This is a genomic window from Metabacillus sp. cB07, assembly GCF_016839225.1.
Taxonomy (GTDB): Bacteria; Bacillota; Bacilli; order Bacillales; family Bacillaceae; genus Bacillus_P; species Bacillus_P indicus.
In genome coordinates, this window is the sequence record NZ_CP069296.1 from 641,873 (window position 1) to 658,712 (window position 16,840).

Sequence of the window (16,840 nt, forward strand, 5' to 3'; positions counted from 1 at the left end):
TGTAGTAGAGAAAAGAGGATGCAGCCATCATGTTTCAACTTTTCCTCTTGCGGGAAAACTAGAAGCATCGGAGGTGGTTTTCATGACAAAGAAGACTGAGACGGAAACAGAAAACGGCACAATGGTGCGCGACATGAAGGATCTGGTCGAGCACTCCAAAATTATGGAACATATGAAAACGAACAAAGAACTTGAGAAGGAAGGCAAAAGGCCTGATCCGGTTCAACACAAAGAAGACAAATAGAACTCTCTGACACATTTGTGCCAGAGAGTTTTTTTTCTGTCTTTTATCTCGCTCATTCCGATCAGTTTACAAAAATATGCAGGGAGATTTGAGAGGAATACCGGAATACGGCGACCGTTGTGAATAGTGACAAGGTGTATGTAAATAATTATGCATCATGAGACTTGTCTATTTTTAACAGGGTCAAGCCTAATTTTCTAAATTATTTGTCAATTATCTCTTTTTTCAGCATAGGATAGAGTAATCTAAACAACACCGGAAATCGACCCAAAGCTATTGTATGTATATAGGTGCAGTTTGGTGAAGAATCATTCCAAAATAATTTTTGGAGGGGGAGAGTAGAAGATGAGTATAGGAAATGGGCGCAACTTTGTCATTTCGAATGAAGATTGGTCCCTCCACCGCAAAGGCCATGATGATCAGAAACGTCACCAGGAGAAGGTTCAGGAAGCGATTAAGAGCAACTTGCCTGACTTGATTACAGAAGAAAATATCGTGATGTCAAACGGCAAAGATGTAGTGAAAATTCCGATCAGGTCACTGGATGAATATAAAATCAGATACAATTATGATAAAAACAAACATGTCGGCCAGGGGGACGGGGAAAGCAAAGTCGGGGATGTTGTCGCACGCGACGGTTCTCCGCAGAACGCGAACGGTCCGGGCAAAGGCCAGGGCGCAGGAGACCAGGCAGGCGAAGATTACTACGAAGCAGAGGTCAGCATGCTGGAGCTTGAAGAAGCTCTTTTCAGCGAACTTGCGCTGCCTAATTTGAAGAGAAAAGAAATGGATCAGATTATCGTGGAGAACATTGAATTCAACGATATTCGAAGAACTGGTTTGATGGGGAATATCGATAAGAAACGAACTATGCTTTCTGCGTATAAACGGAATGCAATGTCCGGCGCACCGAAGTTTCATCCGATTTACCCGGAGGATCTGAAGTTTAAAACATGGAATGAAGTATCAAAGCCCGAATCCCGTGCCGTTGTCATCGCGATGATGGATACGAGCGGTTCGATGGGAATCTGGGAGAAATATATGGCCAGGAGCTTTTTCTTCTGGATGACAAGATTTCTCCGCTCGAAGTATGAGAAGGTGGACATTGAATTTATCGCCCATCATACAGAAGCTAAGGTTGTTTCAGAGGATGATTTCTTTTCTAAAGGGGAAAGCGGAGGGACCATTTGTTCATCTGCCTACCGGAAAGCACTTGAGATCATTGAAGAGAAGTATCAGCCAAGCCGCTATAATATTTACCCTTTCCACTTTTCAGACGGTGATAACCTGACTTCCGACAACGCCCGCTGCGTAAAGCTTGTGGGTGAGCTGATGAAGGTTTCCAATATGTTCGGCTACGGGGAAGTCAATCAGTACAACCGCCACTCTACTCTCATGTCCGCTTATAAAAATATCTCTGATGAACGTTTCCGCCACTATATCCTCAAGCAAAAAGCCGATGTGTTTCACGCGATGAAAGGCTTCTTCAGAAAAGAAGAAGAACAGATGTATGCCTAAAAAAGAGGACGAATTCCGTCTTCTTTTTTTGTTCCAATTTTTGTATAAATTCCTGCCGTTGAAAAATAATACTCATGGCGGCACTTACATAAGTAAGCTGGCAGATGTATTTATTAAAGGAGGAATGGTTATGAAAAAGAAGTGGCTTGGGGTATTGATGATTCTCACTATGGCTCTGTCGTTTTCGACAGGTGCGTTTGCTGCTGAAACCGGCGGCGGTGGCGGCCAGAAGGATATCGTGGATACAGCGGCAGCGGCAGGAGATTTTAAAATCCTTGCGGCAGCACTGGAGAAAGCGGGCTTGGTCAGCACACTTAAGGAAGCAGGGCCATACACAGTTTTTGCCCCTACGGATCAGGCATTCGAAAAGCTTCTGAAGGATTTGAACATTACCGCGGAGGAGTTATTGAACAGAGAAGATTTAAAAGATATTCTTCTGTACCATGTTCTCTCCGGAAAAGTCCTTTCAAGTGATCTGAAAGACGGCATGAAAGCAAAAACACTCTCAGGCAAAGAAGTGACAATCACTCTGGACCCTGTTAAGGTAAACAATTCCACTGTTGTCAAACCGGATATTGAGGCATCAAATGGAGTTATTCATGTGATTGATACGGTCTTGGTTCCTTAGGTCAGTAAAAGCATTTCTTCTTATAGGAGAAGTGCTTTTTATTTTGACAAAAATCTCTTCCCATATTCTTGAAATCTAGGTAAAATAGGATAGTCCATAACACATATAACGGAGGAGAAAATGTCAGTCTACGTTCATAGAAAAGAAGAAATTTACTTTATATTGCTGCTTTTAGTTACAATCCCAATGTACTTATTGTTTATTTTCACAGGTGTAGGACTTCTCATTCTGCTTCCTTTTATCCTTATTCCCCTGATTGCCCACTGGATCAACACAGGCATTATTCGAGGGAATGGTGTAAAGGTTACGGAAAAGCAGTTTCCTGAAATCCATGCAAGGGTGAAGGAAATTGCTGAAGTTATGCAGGTGAAAAAGCTGCCGGATGTTTTTATTGTGCAGTCAGACGGTATGCTGAATGCATTTGCTACCCGTTTTTTCGGTAAAAACATGGTGACTCTCTACTCTGGAATAGCCGATTTGCATGTAAAGGGCGCACAAAAGGAGCTTGATTTTGTCATTGCGCATGAGCTTGCCCATATTAAAAGAAATCATATTTTGAAAAATTTCCTTGTGTTATTCGGGAATTGGATTCCGTTTCTCGGAAGTGCCTATTCAAGAGCCTGCGAGTATACATGTGATGCGATGGCACATGCCTGTACAGAGGATCTTGAAGCTTCAAAGCGTGCACTCACGATTCTTGCTGCGGGACCTGAGCTGTACAAACATGTGAATGAAGAAGCCTATCTGGAAGACAGCAGCAGAGAAAAGCACTTTTTCGTCTGGTTTGGCGAAAAAATCTCGACGCATCCTGTTCTGCCAAAGAGAATATTCCGTTTGAACCAGGTATTTGGCGGGACGAATCCTGCTGTATCGTTTAAAACGACCGCTCTTTTTAAAGCAGGTCTGGCCGGTGCCGTTGCTCTTGTTCTTCTTCTTGGAGCGGGCGGGGCAGTTCTATTCAGTTTTCTTTCAACGACCAGTCTTTACAGCGACTTCGTTCTTGACAGTGAGGGAACAACTGAGCTGATGGCAGCTGCTTCCGAAAATGACTACGACCGCGCTCGCGAACTGATTGAGCAGGGAGAGGACGTCAATGTTCAGGACGAGTCAGGCATGACGGCACTCATGTATGCCGTTTATGCGAACTACGACCTTGAATTCGAAGAAGAAGCCGAAAGCTATGATGATATGATTGCCCTGCTTCTTGAAAACGGAGCCGATCCGGACCTGAAGTCGGATGAAGGAGATATTGCCACTGTGGACATCATCTCACTTGGGAATCTTGATCTCGCCAACCTGCTGATTGAAAAAGGTGCAGACATCAATCAAGAAGACGGCTACGGACAAACACCGCTGACGACCGCAGTCTACCAGGAAGATGCAGACATGGTTGAGCTTCTGATTAAAGCCGGAGCTGATCCGTTTTATGTCACAAGTGAAGATGAATCCGCCCAGTCCATTGCGGAGGATGCGGAGCTGACTGAAATTACGGCTCTTTTATATCAATAGACTGTCAGTTTCATAGAAGATGATCAGAGCGCAAATCATGAAGGATTTGCGCTCTTTATTATGGGAAATGCGCGGGTAATAATAGGTATACAGAGCAATCATACCCTGCTAAACTGTAAAACGATTTGGGAGGGTATGGAAACGCTTGAATCGTACCCTGCGAAACTGTAAAACGATTTGAGAGGGTAAGCAAATGCCGGAATCGTACCCTGCAAAACTGTAAAACGATCTGGGAGGGTAAGCAAACGCCAGAATCGTACCCAGCAAAACCGTAAAACGATCTGGGAGGGTAAGCAAACGCCGGAATCGTGCCCTGCAAAACCGTAAAACGATCTGGGAGGGTAAGCAAACGCCAGAATCGTACCCAGCAAAACCGTAAAACGATCTGAGAGGGTAAGCAAACGCCGGAATCGTACCCTGCGAAACTGTAAAACGATTTGGGAGGGTAAGCAAACGTTGGAATCGTACCCTGCGAAACTGTAAAACGATCTGGGACGTTATTATGGAACACTTACTCTCACCCCACCACCCTTGAAAGTGCTCCAAAGCCCGGAATAGAACACTTACTCTCACCCCACCACCCTTGAAAGTGCTCCAAAGCCCGGAATAGAACACTTACTCTCACCCCACCACCCTTGAAAGTGCTCCAAAGCCCGGAATAGAACACTTACTCTCACCACTCCACCCTTGAAAGTGCTCCAAAGCTTCGAATAGAACACTTACTCCTCACACGCCACTCCGGAAAGTGCTCCAAAGCCCGGAATAGAACACTTACTCTCACCACTCCACCCTTGAAAGTGCTCCAAAGCTTCGAATAGAACACTTACTCCTCACACTCCACACCGGAAAGTGTTCCAAAACCCCGAATAGAACACTTACATCTCACCTTCCAATCTAAAAACTGCTCCTAAGCTCGTTAACGAATCTTTCCATTATTTAAAGCCCAAACCCAAAAAAAGACCATCTTCACGCAAGATGGCCTTAATCATGTATTCTTTAATCTCAAACCTTCAATAACCCGCGAAATCCTCTAGCAGCATAGTAGGAATCTGCCCCGTTGTGGTACACGAAAACATGACCGTAGCGGTAATCGCAGAATAAGGCGCCTCCGAGATCCCGAATAGCAGCCGGTGTCTGGATCCAGCTTGATGTTTTTCTGTCGAAAGGACCAAATTCCTGCAGGCTCCGGTACTGCTCTTCGTTCAATACTTCTACACCCATGGAAGCTGCAAGGTCCATGATGCTGTTCTCCGGTTTATTTTTTTTGCGTGCATCAAGGGCTTTACGGTCATAGCAAAGACTTCTTCGGCCGGATGGACTTTCAGCTGAGCAGTCACAGAAGAGGTACTCACCATCCTCAAATCCAATCACATCCGGCTCTCCGCCTGTTCGTTCCATTTCATGCAGCGACCACATTTTTTCAGGGCTTGCAGACAGCTTTGCCTGAACGGCTGCCCACTCCACACCGGGATGCCTGTTCATGTTTTGCTCAAAACGTTCAGTCAGAACGTCAAACAGAGTGCTCTCTTCTTCTTGCGACAATTCCTTTTTCACTGTTTCTGTCATATGGTTCCCTCCTTATATGAGTTCCTGTTTTCAGCTTACAGCATATGTCAGGGTGAAGTAAATTTTTTATTAAAAAAACACGCCGTTTAAAAAAAACAGCGTGTTCCAATATATTACCGATCCTGCTCCTCTTTTTTCTTATCAGGAGACAGAGGGAATTCTAGGTGAATCACGGTACCTTTGCCGGTTTCGCTCCGGACGCTGATTGTGCCGTTGTGTGCGTGGACGAGCTGTTTGGCAATGGCTAGACCGAGACCTGTGCCTTTCGTGGATTCTTCTGTATTGGTTCCCCTGAAATAGCGGTCAAACAAATTGTTCCGGGTGGCCTCATCCATCCCGACTCCTGTATCTTTTATCAAGATGGAGAAGGAATCCTCTCCTTTTTTCAGTGAGATTTCCACTTCTGTTGAAGGGGGATTATGTTTAAAGGCATTGGCGGCAAGGTTTTCAATGATGCGGTGAAACCACCGTTTGTCGATTGGGTAAAAAATCTCTTCTTCTGAAGCCCGGTAATCGATTTCGCGGTCCTGATACATCGGATCGTTCAGGAAATGCACGATGGATCTTCTGATCGTCTCATTCATTTCCTGTTCTTCAATTTCAAGCGGCAGGGCATTGTTTTTCAGCCTGTACGTTAGATTGAAATCTTCGATCAGGGACGTCATGTAGCTTGCTTTGTCTTTCATAATGCCGGCAAACTCCCGCACTTCCTCTTTTGACCAGTCGTACTGCTGTGATTCCAGCATATAGGCATACCCGTACAGCGAGCTCAGCGGTGTTTTTAAATCATGGGAAAGGCCCGTGATCCAGTCTTCTCTTTTTTCATCCATCAGCGCTCTGTCCTTGTCTTTTTGAATGAGATTAGAGGTCAGGACGTTAAGCGAAAATATAATATCATGATAGATCTTAAATGATTTCCTCAGCTTTCCGTTTTGCTTGGAGCTTGCCCGGATGCCCTGTTTGGTCAGAGGCTCGGCGTATTTGCCGGTCGCCAGATTTTCAAGCCAGAGTATTATATGGAGCAGCGGTTTGCCGAGTTTATTCGAGTACCAGATGGAAATCAGGATAAACAGAACGGCAGTAAAAAGAATAAAAATGATCATCCACTTTAACAGTGCTGTCATCAGTGAATTGTCATACTGCTCATCCGGGAAGTATTCCTTATTCGGAGAACCGATAATGTATTTGAATCCGGTTGAAGGGTCGGCATACGTTGAATAAGACGTTTTGTGGTTCCACGGTTCTTTTTTGTATGCCATCACTTCAAAATAGCTTGGAAGCTTTTTGCCTTTGTCATTATAGGAATAGATCAGATTGGATGATGAATCATAGACGGCGAGCCATGCTTTTTTGCCTGAAAAAAGGCTGCGGACTTCCTCGGCAAGATCTGGTTTTCCATCTGCAGGGATCCCGCCTTCCACAAGCTTTGTCATCAGGTGTGCATTTGCGGAGTGCTTGCCGTAAAGCACAATATACGATTCCTTCTCCTGGTTAAGCACCCAGTAGGTCTGGTCATAATGGAATGCTTTATCAATATCGTCAAAGAAGTTTTTTAGAGAATACGATGCCGGCACGTTGTCAGGTGTTAAATACGAGTAGACAACCTTGCCTTTTTCATTAATGACCTGCAGCCATCCGTTCTGATTTTTTATGGCGTTTTTGGCAGAGTCGTCAAGAGCGATTTTATCATCTGACATTTCAAAGATATCTCCGATATAGAGGGGGTCCATCCGCTTAACTTCTTTTTCGAGCATGTTGTTAAAATCCTGCGTGATCAAAACGGCAAGCGAAATGCCGACAAGTGTCATAAAGAGGAGAAACCAGACAATCATATGAAAAATAAAAAAACGGGTAAGCTTTCCTTTTAAATTCATTGTCTTCGCCCATCATCAACAAATTTATAGCCAAGTCCCCGGATGGTTTTTATGTAGGAGGGCTGGCTTGGATTTTTTTCGATTTTTTCACGAAGCTTGCGAATATGCACCATGACGGTATTGTCATCGACCATATAATGCTCGTTCCAGACATTTTCATAGAGCTGATGTTTTGTAAAAACCCGGTTGGGGTGCTTGCAGAAAAAGATCAGCAGCTGAAACAGCTGGGCTGAACAGTCGACAGGCTTTTGGTCAACGAATAGCTCGGCTGATGACACATTGACGGTGAAGCGGTCATATTCATAGATTTCCTCAATTGCCGTTTTCTTAGCGGTCTGCGGCATCGTCCGTTTTAAAAGAGCTTTTGCGCGGGCTGCAACCTCAAGAGGATTGAACGGTTTTGTAATGTAATCATCTGCGCCGTAGGCGAAGCCGGAAAGTTTATCAAGGTCACTGCTCTTGGCGCTCAGAAACACGATCGGCGTATTCGTTTTCTGTTTGATCAGCGGACACAGATCAAATCCGCTGATATCAGGCAGCATGATATCAAGGACAATCAGATCATATTCCTTCGTTTCAACGGCCTGCAGAGCAGCTGCGCCTGACAGGCATTCATCTATATGTGTAAATCCTTCTTTTTGCATAACGGTCCGGACGAGCTTTAGTATTGCTTCTTCATCGTCGACCAATAATACTTTGCAGTTCTGAAACAATGAATGTCCCCCTTTCTTTCTCTCATTACCATAATGCATTACCGGGTGTTTGTTAAGAAAAATTATTTGGCAGGCGCTTTTCTTTTTTCAGCAGCCCAGAAGAGGAACTGGCCGAGGAGTGCCGCGATAAAGACAGAGGCGATCCACCAGTAATACTCGTTTACAACTGACAATCCAACATGTCTTGAAAGCAGCAGCAGACACGCTGCAGTCGATACGTACCACAAAAAATTCTTCAAAAGATCCAGCTCCTCATCCATTTTCATACAGTCTATCACTCCAAGCTTTCTCTCCTGTTATGAAAACCTTAAAGTTCTCTTAATTGTTAAAAACAGGGTATCTGTACATAACTTAGCAGGAAAAACACATACTAACGAAAAAAAAATGCGGTGGTTACATGGCCATAAAAGAAGGATCCATCTCGAGCGTTTTAAAAGAAAATATGGATTATATCGAGTCATTTGCCAAAATCAACGCTGACTTGATCATCCATAGAATTCAATCGTTTCAGCATTCCGGCATAAGCGGGGTCATGCTCAGGATTGAAGGCATTTCTGATGACCTTAAAGTGTATGAATTTATGCTGAAGCCGCTGATTGATTCGCTTGCTGCCAAACAAAAGTACGCATCAGCTGAATTTGTGAAAGAACTGAAGGAATCCATTCTTGCCATTGATTCCATTAATATCGAAACAAAGTGGGAGAACATCATGCAGGAGCTTCTTGGCGGAAACACAATCCTGCTGTTTGATCAAATTGCTCTCGGCTTAACTGCAGCGACTGCAGGAGGGGATAAGCGGGAAATCTCCGAACCTACCTCCCAAACGGTTATCCGGGGGCCGAAAGACAGTTTTATAGAAGAAATCCGGGTAAATACGTCCCTGATCAGAAAGCGGCTGAAAAGTGCAGAGCTGTGCCTTGAAAAGCTTGAAGAAGGAAAGTACTCCCATACAAATGTGGAGCTGATGTACATACATGACAAAGTGGATCAAAAAGCGCTGAAGTCCCTAAAAGAAAAACTTGAGGCGAAAGATCCCAATATTATTATCGAGTCTGCTTATATTGAAAAGATGATTCAGAACAAACAGATGACCCCTTTTCCCGTCATCAGCCACACAGAGAGGCCGGATGAAATTGTCACTAATCTTCTGGAAGGAAGAATTGCGATTTTTGTTGACGGGACGCCGTTTGTTTTATACTGTCCAGTCGAATTCAGAAGTTTTTTTCAAACGACTGAAGATTACTTTCAGCAGTTCAATATCGATAAAATCATGCAGGGCCTTCGTTATTTCGCTTTTTTCCTGTCCCTGTTTGCACCATCCATTTATATTGGTCTCGTTACCCATCACCAGGCACTGATCCCAAACAGCCTGCTGCTCAGCCTTTATGCACAGAGAGAGGGCATTCCTTTCCCATCTTTGATTGAAGCGCTATTCATGGAAACCACCTTTGAAATCTTGCGGGAGGCAGGGATCCGGATGCCAAGAGCCATCGGCCAGGCCGTATCAATTGTCGGCGCGCTTGTTATCGGCCAGACAGCTGTTGAAGCGGGTCTTGTGTCGACTGCGGTCGTCATCGTTGTATCCATTACGGCGATTTCAAGCTTTACAACGCCAAATTACAGCCTGGCTACTACTGCAAGGCTGCTGCGTTTTATCTTTATGTTCGTTTCATATTTTCTCGGATTCTACGGCCTGCTTCTTGCCATGATGGTCCTGTTTGGACACTTAATGAGCTTGAAATCACTCGATAAGCCGTATTTTACCTACCAATCATCAAAAAAAGTCGGGAAGAATGTTCTATGAAAAAGGTGTTGATCATGTTCTGCAGTCTCCTGATGCTTACAAGCTGCGGAACGCAGAGAGAATTGAATGAGCTTGCCCTGATTCTTTCTTTGGGAGTGGACGTTTATGAGGACACAGGATATCAGGTGACCATGCAGATTGCTGATCCAAGTGAAATCATTACAATAACCGGTGCTACAAGCGGCACTTCATCCATTCCGATTGTTAACTACACAGGTGTCGGGCCAACCTTTGTAGAAGCACTCGAAAATGCAGCAAGACAAGTGTCCCGGACAGCGTTTTACACGCATATAGCCCTGATTGTTGTCGGGCAGGATCTTGCAGAAAGAGGGATTTTTCCTCTGCTTGATACCCTTGAACGGGAAACGGAAATCCGAGAAAACGTTCCGATTGTAATCGCAAAAAAAGAATCTGCTTTTCATATTCTGAATTCACTCACGATGATTAACAAGCTTCCTGCTTATTCTATTAAAGGGAAGCTTAAAATGAACGAAGAAGGCTTTGGAACGACGATGACGGTCACTATCAAAGATTTTCTCGTGAAAAAAGACAGCGAAGCTACGTTCCCTATCATCAGCGGTGTCATCTCTCCTCACTATACAGAAAAAACATCAACAAAAGAAAATCTGGAGCAGGCAGCTCCTAAATCAAGTCTTGTGTCAGGTCTTGCTGTTTTTGACCAAGGCGGAAAATTACTGTACTGGATGAAGGATGAGCATAAGCGCAGTGTCCTGTTTCTTGAAAACCGGATTAAGCAGGCTTTTGTCATGCTTCCATGTGATGAAGAAAATCAGACAGCCATCAAGATCATGTATGCAAAAACCAAAAAAGAAACTTCAGTTGAAAAAGGCAAGGCAAAACTGAGCATCTCCATAAAAGCTGAGGGAGAGATTGACGGTCTGGGCTGCCCGAACAAAGAGATGACTAAAAAACAAATCATATCGGGCTATGAAAAAGAATTGGAAAAAAAGATAAAGGAAGAAGTCGAGGCTGCGGTAAAAGAGGCTCAGGAGCAGGAGACAGACATATACGGGTTCAACGATGTGCTGTACAGAAACAAACCGGATCAATGGAAGCGTGTTAAGGATTCTTGGGCAGAGCTTTTCTCCGGGGCGGAAGTCCGTGTAAAAGCAGAGGCGGAAATTAAGCGTACAGGCAACATTACAAATTCAAACTAAAGGATCGATATTATGCAAAGGCCTTCGATTACAGCTAATCAGCTGCTCGTCACCATTTTTATATTTGAAATCGGAAGCGCCATCTTGCTTGATGCGGCGAAAGGAGCCAAGCAGGATGCGTGGATTGCCATTCTTCTTGGCTTTACTTTGTCCATACCGGTCATTATCCTTTACCTGGTCCTTATGAAAAAAAATCCCGAATTGACACTGTCAAACCAGCTGAAAAAGGGCTTTGGAAAATATGCGGGCATGGTCATCAGTTTTGCTTATATGCTTTATTTTCTGTACATATCTGCAAGGGTTCTCAGAGATTTCGGTGAGCTCCTGATCATTTCCGCCTACGACGATACATCCATGATCGTCATCAACAGTTTTATGATCCTGTGCGTCATCTACTTCTCCTTAAAATCGTTTCAAGTTGTGGCTAAGCTGAACATCATTCTATTTGTTCTCATTTGGGCGCCGTTTGTTGTGATTATTCTCTTCGAGGTTCTTTCAAACCTGGTGCATCTCGAGTATGTAAAGCCTGTGCTTGGAAACGGATGGATGCCAGTTTGGCATGCAGCGTTTCCGACTGTTTTAACATTTCCTTACGGAGAAATGGTTGTTTTTCTAATGATTTATCCTCTTCTCGACAAAAAACAGAAGGCGGTAAAACTGACATTTGTATCCCTGCTCCTTGTAACATTCGTTTTAACAACGACTGCTTTTCTGCATGTAGCCGTTCTTGGGCCGGCGATGGTTGAAAGATCAATGTTTCCAATTCTTACAACCGTATCGCTTGTCAGCATTTCCGATTTCATTGAGAGACTGGATTCGTTCGTCGTCATCCTGATGATTGTCACAGGATTTATGAAGGTATTTATCTTCTTTTACGGAGCAACGAGAATTGCCGAGGAGACGATGCCGACATTAACGATGAAGCAAATATCGCTGACATTCGGGATTTTCGTCATCCTCCTTTCCGTGCTGATTGCGCCAGATTATATCGAGCATATGGAGGAGGGAATCAAGGTCGTGCCTTATTACCTTCATCTTCCGTTTCAGATTGGACTTCCGGTTTTACTGCTTGCTTCTCTCATGATAAAAGATTTTGTTGCAAAGCGGCAGGCGGCAGGTGGCAAAAGTGGTTAAAAAAATCATGTTTGGCGTGCTCAGCTTCTGCGGATTATTCGGAATGGCCATTGGGCTGGACCTGCTTCAGGGGATAGACCTGGCTGATTTTTTAAAAGAGGCCAAATTTTACTTTGGAACCTTGAAGCTTGATGATTATTTTTCACTCTCCCTATGGGCAGCAATCATCGGCATCTACCTATACAAAGTCCCGAACGATCTTTGACAGGCATAATCCCCCATTTGAAAAATATATTATGAACAGTGACCTTCTAAGGGGGAGAGGGAGTTATGTATTACTACGATTATTACAGGCAGAATCAGGATGAAATCAAGAATATCGCTAAAGCGCTGGAAGGCGAATACAATGCCATCCAGTGTTATGAAAAGCTTGCCATCCAGGCAAAAACACCTGAAGAGAAAAAGACCATTCAGGAAATCAGGCAGGATGAGGCAAAGCACTATCAAACCTTTGCAGGCATCTATCAAAGTCTGACCGGACAGCCATACAGTCCGAAACAGACGGAAGAATGCCCGGCAGATTACATTTCCGGACTGACCGCTGCTATTAAAGATGAGCAGGAAACGGTCGACTTTTACCACACAATTTCAGACAGCGGCAGCACGCCATACATTAAAGAAGCATTTAGAAGGGCTGCTTTTGATGAGCAGAATCATGCTGTCTGGTTTCTGTATTTTCTGACGCAGAACAAATAAACAGAGCATATATTTGCATCAAATAAAAAATCCGGCTGCTTTCTGCCGGATTTCATGAATTTTCTATTTCAGCTCATATTCAACTTTGCTGTAAAGCCTTGTGCCGTTATGAAGGCCAAGTTCTTTTTCCTGTTTTTCATTCAGGCCGCTGATGCTGACGACGATTTCGTCGCCGCGGAGGGAAATGGTCCCTTCGACAGGTTTTTCGAGAGCAGGAACTTCAATCGTAAACGGGCCATCGCCATTGCCGCGGATGGTCGTTTTTGTTTTGTGCTCCTTGAGAATTTTGCGGTCCTTCGATTTTAAACCGAGAGTTAGTTCAGCAAGCTGGCCCCCGTCCTCAGGGAAGTTCACAATCAGAAAATTACCTTCTTCCTTTACTTTCACTCTGTCGACCCATGTTCCATTATAAATGCTCTGCATGCTGTATTCTTCATTATTCATCTGCGGGCGGTTGCAGGCAGACAAAATCATAAAAGCCATAATCAGCAAAGCTGCAGTCCGTTTTTTCATAGCAAATACCTTCCTCTTTCAAATCTTTCTTTTATTATCGCCTAAAACAGGCGAAAGAAGCAAAAGATAGTGGTTAGCGTCAGGATGAACCTTCCAGTTTATGCGCATGCAGCCTGGGGTATATTTTAACCTTACAGCCAGGTCAAGAAAGGACTTTTTATGACTTCTAAAAAAAATATCGCTTTATTCGCAGCAGCCGCCATTCTTTTAACAATCCTGATCATTCAGGTGCTGGGTCCGGACGAGCCTACCCGGGCGAGCGACGAACAGACGCCGACTGTCTTTATACACGGATACAGAGGAACCGTGAATTCGTTCGAGGGCATGCTCGACCGCTTTCAGTCAGACTATGAATGGGGTGAAAAAACGCATATCTGCACATCCAAAAAAGGGACGGCAGCATGTACACCTCTGAACATCACAAAAGCTGAACGCCCTATGATACAGGTGTACTTCGAGGATAACGACGCCGATTTTGAAAATACGAGTGTTGAGCTCGGTAACATCATGAAGCTGCTGAAGGAAGAATACGGCTATGACAAGGTCAACATTGTCGCTCATTCTATGGGGGGCCTCGTTTCAGTCAATTATATTCAGGAAACAAAGCAGGAAAAAGAATTTCCGAAAGTTGAAAAGCTTGTGACCATCGGAACGCCGTTTAAAGGCATTGAGAGGGAAGTGTTTGAAAAACGGTACAACGAAAAAGAACACGATCTGATTGCAGGTTCAAAAGCCCTGCAGGAGCTCTATGCAGAAGAAAATGCTTTCGATCCCCGCACTAAGGTTTACTCACTGGCAGGAAAAATCAGTGAAAAAGAAGATGGCGACGGACTCGTTTCTGTTCAAAGTGCTACAGCCTTTGGCGATTATCTTAAAAAGAGCCAGTACCGGGAGCATGTTGTCGTTTCAAAAAAAGCAACTCATAATGGTCTCCATGAAAACAAACAGGTGGATGCAGAAGTCGGCCGTTTTCTATGGGAAAAATAAGGGTCCTTTCAAAGGGCTCTTTTTCATGTGAAAAAAAGATATTGTAAATGCTTTCATTTGATGGTACGATCATTTTACGAAAACGTTTACTCTTAAGGCAGAGCGGGAGAGAAGGTGGGAAATGGCTTATACCATAAAGGATGTTGCAAAGAAGGCAAATGTCTCAATTGCAACGGTATCCAGAATTCTCAACAATCAGAAGGGCTATTCAGAACAGACGAAGAAAAAAGTCCTCAAAGCCATTGAGGAGCTTGATTATCATCCAAATGCGATTGCAAGAGGGCTGATCAACAAGAAAACCTCGACCATCGGCGTTCTTTTTCCCGCGCTCTCAAGCATGCTTGCTACAGAGCTGCTGGCAGGCATTGAGAAGACGGCACACGAGCTTGGATCGAGTGTGATTGTCTGCCATACAGAATCAAACGGTCTAAAAACGATGAAATATTTGCAGCTGCTGAATGAAAAACGTGTAGACGGCATTATTTTCACAAGTGAAATTTTAAAAGAAGAATACTACGAGTTTATTCAGAAGATGAATATTCCGCTCGTGCTCCTCTCTACAGAATCGCGGGCATATCCCGTGCCTTATGTAAAAGTGGATGACAGGCGCGCGGCCTATGCGGCTGTGCAGTATTTGATTAAACAAGGCCATAAACGGATCGGAATGATCAGCGGCAATGATCAGGACATGATTGCAGGGAAGCCGAGAATTGAAGGCTACCTGGATGCCATGAGCGATTACGGGCTTCCCGCTGATGACAGCTTTATAGCACGAATGAAAGGTTTTAAGTTCTCGGACGGAACAGAAGGGCTGAAACTGCTTAAGAAGCAGCTTCCTGATGTAACAGCTGTTTTTGCAGCAAGCGACGATATCGCTGTTGGTGCGATTTCTTCCGCCTACCGGCTTGGAATACGGGTGCCGGATGATCTTTCCATAATCGGCTATGACAATTTAAAGATTGCAGACATGACGATTCCGCCTCTTACGTCGCTTGCCCAGCCATTTTATGAAATGGGGGAAAAAGCGGCTCAAATGATTTTTGATTTGATGGATGGCGATGAACTGATTGAAAGCCGGATCATGCCGCATTCAATTGCCGAGAGAAACAGCGTTTTGAAACTGGGGAGCTAGCTCTCTTCTCTTTTTTACACCATTACGTAAACGTTTACGTTTCTTTTTTTGGAGGATTGAGTAAACGTTTACTCAAATTAGTTACTACGGGGAGGCGATGGGAATGAGAAAGAAATGGACGATTTTTGCAGCTGGCATTGCGCTCAGCGCATCTATCCTTGCAGGTTGTTCATCGGGTGAAAACGAGGACGGAAAAACGACGCTCACCCTCTTTTCAAATAAGTCAGAGAACATCAATACATATAAGGGTCTGATTGAAGAATTTGAATCAGAAAATCCAGATATCAACGTTAAATTCGATTCTCCTCCTGAGGCAGAAACCGTTCTGCGCACAAAGCTGATCAAAAACGATATACCAGATGTGATGCTGATTGCGGGGAACGCGACTTACGGGGAGCTTGGAAGAGCGGGTGTGCTTGAGGATTTCAGTGATTCTGACCTGATTGATTCTGTTCAGCCTTCCTACCTTGAGATGATCGACAGGCTTGTAGGACCTGAAAAAGACGGTGTATACGGACTTCCATATGCGACCAATGCAAACACGGTCATTTACAACAAACAAAAATTCGAAGAGCTTGGCCTCCAAGTTCCAAAGACATGGGATGAATTTATTTCCGTTCTTGAAAAATCAAAGGATGCAGGAGAGATTCCGATCTACTTTACGCTTAAAGATGCCTGGACCGGCATGATCTCCCTCAATTCACTTGGCGGGGTGCTTGCGGGTGAAGAGTTTGCCCAGCAAAAAAGCTCAGGGAAAACGTCCTTTGTCAAAAGCTATGACGAAGTGGCGGATAAACTGCTGACTCTTACTGAATACGGCCACGATGATAACTTCGGCACAGCTTACGGGGATGGAAACAACGCATTCGCAAATGGCGAGGGCGTCATGTACATCCAGGGCAACTGGGCGATCCCGGAGATTTTAAAAGCAAATCCGGACATGGAGCTTGGCGTATTCCCGATGCCGGTAACGAACGATCCCGAGAAAAACAAGCTGATTTCCGGTGTTGACGTCCTGCTTTCTGTGAGCAAAGACAGTGAGCACAAGAAAGAAGCAGAGAGGTTCCTGCAGTTTATGCTGGAAAAAGAAACAGCGAAGAGATACATCGACGAACAGAAGGCCTTTTCAGCCATTGAAGGTGTCTACCAGGAAGACCCTGTGTTTGAGGGAATCAAAGAAAACTTTGAGCAGGATAAAATCACGAGCTTCCAGGACCATTACTATCCTGCCGGAATGGGAGCAGAAAACATTCTTCAGGAATTTTTAATCAGCAAAAAGAAAGACGCATTCCTGAAAAAGATGGACAGAGAATGGGAGAAGGTTGAGGACCGCTAAAAGCGGGA

At 44.3% G+C, this 16,840-nt stretch carries 17 protein-coding genes; 12 read left to right on the plus strand and 5 right to left on the minus strand.

What is annotated here, in order from left to right:
- Positions 1-82 precede the first annotated feature (82 nt).
- The 4 genes from JOJ89_RS03370 to JOJ89_RS03385 all read left to right on the plus strand — a co-directional run bounded on the left by JOJ89_RS03370 (position 83) and on the right by JOJ89_RS03385 (position 3,899).
- Positions 83-244 (plus strand): hypothetical protein, encoded by a 162-nt coding sequence (locus tag JOJ89_RS03370; protein ID WP_158001677.1) that lies wholly within the window; start codon positions 83-85, stop codon positions 242-244.
- 345 nt (positions 245-589) lie between these two features.
- Complete coding sequence (yhbH, locus tag JOJ89_RS03375; protein ID WP_029285444.1) at positions 590-1,762, plus strand: sporulation protein YhbH; 1,173 nt, start codon at positions 590-592, stop codon at positions 1,760-1,762.
- A 130-nt stretch (positions 1,763-1,892) separates the two neighbouring features.
- Positions 1,893-2,390, plus strand: a complete 498-nt coding sequence (locus tag JOJ89_RS03380; protein ID WP_203289579.1) for a fasciclin domain-containing protein — start codon at positions 1,893-1,895, stop codon at positions 2,388-2,390.
- 120 nt (positions 2,391-2,510) lie between these two features.
- The gene (locus JOJ89_RS03385) at positions 2,511-3,899 is read left to right on the plus strand and encodes a M48 family metallopeptidase (protein WP_203289580.1); all 1,389 of its coding nucleotides are present in this window, start codon (positions 2,511-2,513) and stop codon (positions 3,897-3,899) included.
- A gap of 1,002 nt (positions 3,900-4,901) precedes the next feature.
- Here JOJ89_RS03385 and JOJ89_RS03390 read toward each other — a convergent pair.
- The 4 genes from JOJ89_RS03390 to JOJ89_RS03405 form a co-directional block, all read right to left on the minus strand.
- Positions 4,902-5,465 (minus strand): DUF4256 domain-containing protein, encoded by a 564-nt coding sequence (locus JOJ89_RS03390; protein WP_203289581.1) that lies wholly within the window; start codon positions 5,463-5,465, stop codon positions 4,902-4,904.
- A 113-nt stretch (positions 5,466-5,578) separates the two neighbouring features.
- The gene (locus tag JOJ89_RS03395) at positions 5,579-7,339 is read right to left on the minus strand and encodes a sensor histidine kinase (protein ID WP_029567197.1); all 1,761 of its coding nucleotides are present in this window, start codon (positions 7,337-7,339) and stop codon (positions 5,579-5,581) included.
- Positions 7,336-8,052 (minus strand): response regulator transcription factor, encoded by a 717-nt coding sequence (locus tag JOJ89_RS03400; protein WP_029285434.1) that lies wholly within the window; start codon positions 8,050-8,052, stop codon positions 7,336-7,338. Before JOJ89_RS03400 ends, JOJ89_RS03395 begins: the two co-directional genes overlap by 4 nt.
- 62 nt (positions 8,053-8,114) lie before the next feature.
- On the minus strand, positions 8,115-8,291 hold the full coding sequence (locus JOJ89_RS03405; protein WP_158001679.1) for a hypothetical protein: 177 nt from the start codon (positions 8,289-8,291) through the stop codon (positions 8,115-8,117).
- 158 nt (positions 8,292-8,449) lie between these two features.
- On the opposite strand from JOJ89_RS03405, the gene JOJ89_RS03410 reads away from it, so the two are divergent.
- The 5 genes from JOJ89_RS03410 to JOJ89_RS03430 all read left to right on the plus strand — a co-directional run bounded on the left by JOJ89_RS03410 (position 8,450) and on the right by JOJ89_RS03430 (position 12,864).
- Positions 8,450-9,856: a spore germination protein gene (locus JOJ89_RS03410; protein ID WP_051827408.1), complete on the plus strand. Its 1,407-nt coding sequence runs from the start codon at positions 8,450-8,452 to the stop codon at positions 9,854-9,856.
- On the plus strand, positions 9,853-11,034 hold the full coding sequence (locus JOJ89_RS03415; RefSeq protein ID WP_203289582.1) for a Ger(x)C family spore germination protein: 1,182 nt from the start codon (positions 9,853-9,855) through the stop codon (positions 11,032-11,034). Before JOJ89_RS03410 ends, JOJ89_RS03415 begins: the two co-directional genes overlap by 4 nt.
- Positions 11,035-11,046: 12 nt before the next feature.
- Positions 11,047-12,168 carry a GerAB/ArcD/ProY family transporter gene (locus JOJ89_RS03420; protein WP_051865190.1) on the plus strand — a complete coding sequence of 374 codons (1,122 nt, stop codon included), beginning with the start codon at positions 11,047-11,049 and terminating at the stop codon, positions 12,166-12,168.
- On the plus strand, positions 12,161-12,373 hold the full coding sequence (locus JOJ89_RS03425; RefSeq protein ID WP_029285423.1) for a YczF family membrane protein: 213 nt from the start codon (positions 12,161-12,163) through the stop codon (positions 12,371-12,373). Before JOJ89_RS03420 ends, JOJ89_RS03425 begins: the two co-directional genes overlap by 8 nt.
- Positions 12,374-12,438: 65 nt before the next feature.
- Entirely contained in the window at positions 12,439-12,864 is a 426-nt protein-coding gene (locus JOJ89_RS03430; RefSeq protein WP_203289583.1) for a ferritin-like domain-containing protein, read from the plus strand.
- A gap of 63 nt (positions 12,865-12,927) precedes the next feature.
- Here the strand turns inward: JOJ89_RS03430 and JOJ89_RS03435 are convergent, their stop codons facing one another.
- Positions 12,928-13,377, minus strand: coding sequence for a hypothetical protein (locus JOJ89_RS03435; protein WP_029285408.1), 450 nt, complete (start codon positions 13,375-13,377; stop codon positions 12,928-12,930).
- 159 nt (positions 13,378-13,536) lie between these two features.
- Here JOJ89_RS03435 and JOJ89_RS03440 point away from each other — a divergent pair, with 159 nt between their 5' ends.
- From JOJ89_RS03440 to JOJ89_RS03450, 3 genes are all read left to right on the plus strand, one after another.
- Positions 13,537-14,364, plus strand: a complete 828-nt coding sequence (locus JOJ89_RS03440) for an alpha/beta fold hydrolase (protein WP_029567203.1) — start codon at positions 13,537-13,539, stop codon at positions 14,362-14,364.
- 121 nt (positions 14,365-14,485) lie between these two features.
- Positions 14,486-15,496, plus strand: coding sequence for a LacI family DNA-binding transcriptional regulator (locus JOJ89_RS03445; protein WP_029567204.1), 1,011 nt, complete (start codon positions 14,486-14,488; stop codon positions 15,494-15,496).
- Positions 15,497-15,599: 103 nt separating this feature from the next.
- Positions 15,600-16,832: an ABC transporter substrate-binding protein gene (locus JOJ89_RS03450; RefSeq protein ID WP_203289584.1), complete on the plus strand. Its 1,233-nt coding sequence runs from the start codon at positions 15,600-15,602 to the stop codon at positions 16,830-16,832.
- Positions 16,833-16,840: the final 8 nt, after the last annotated feature.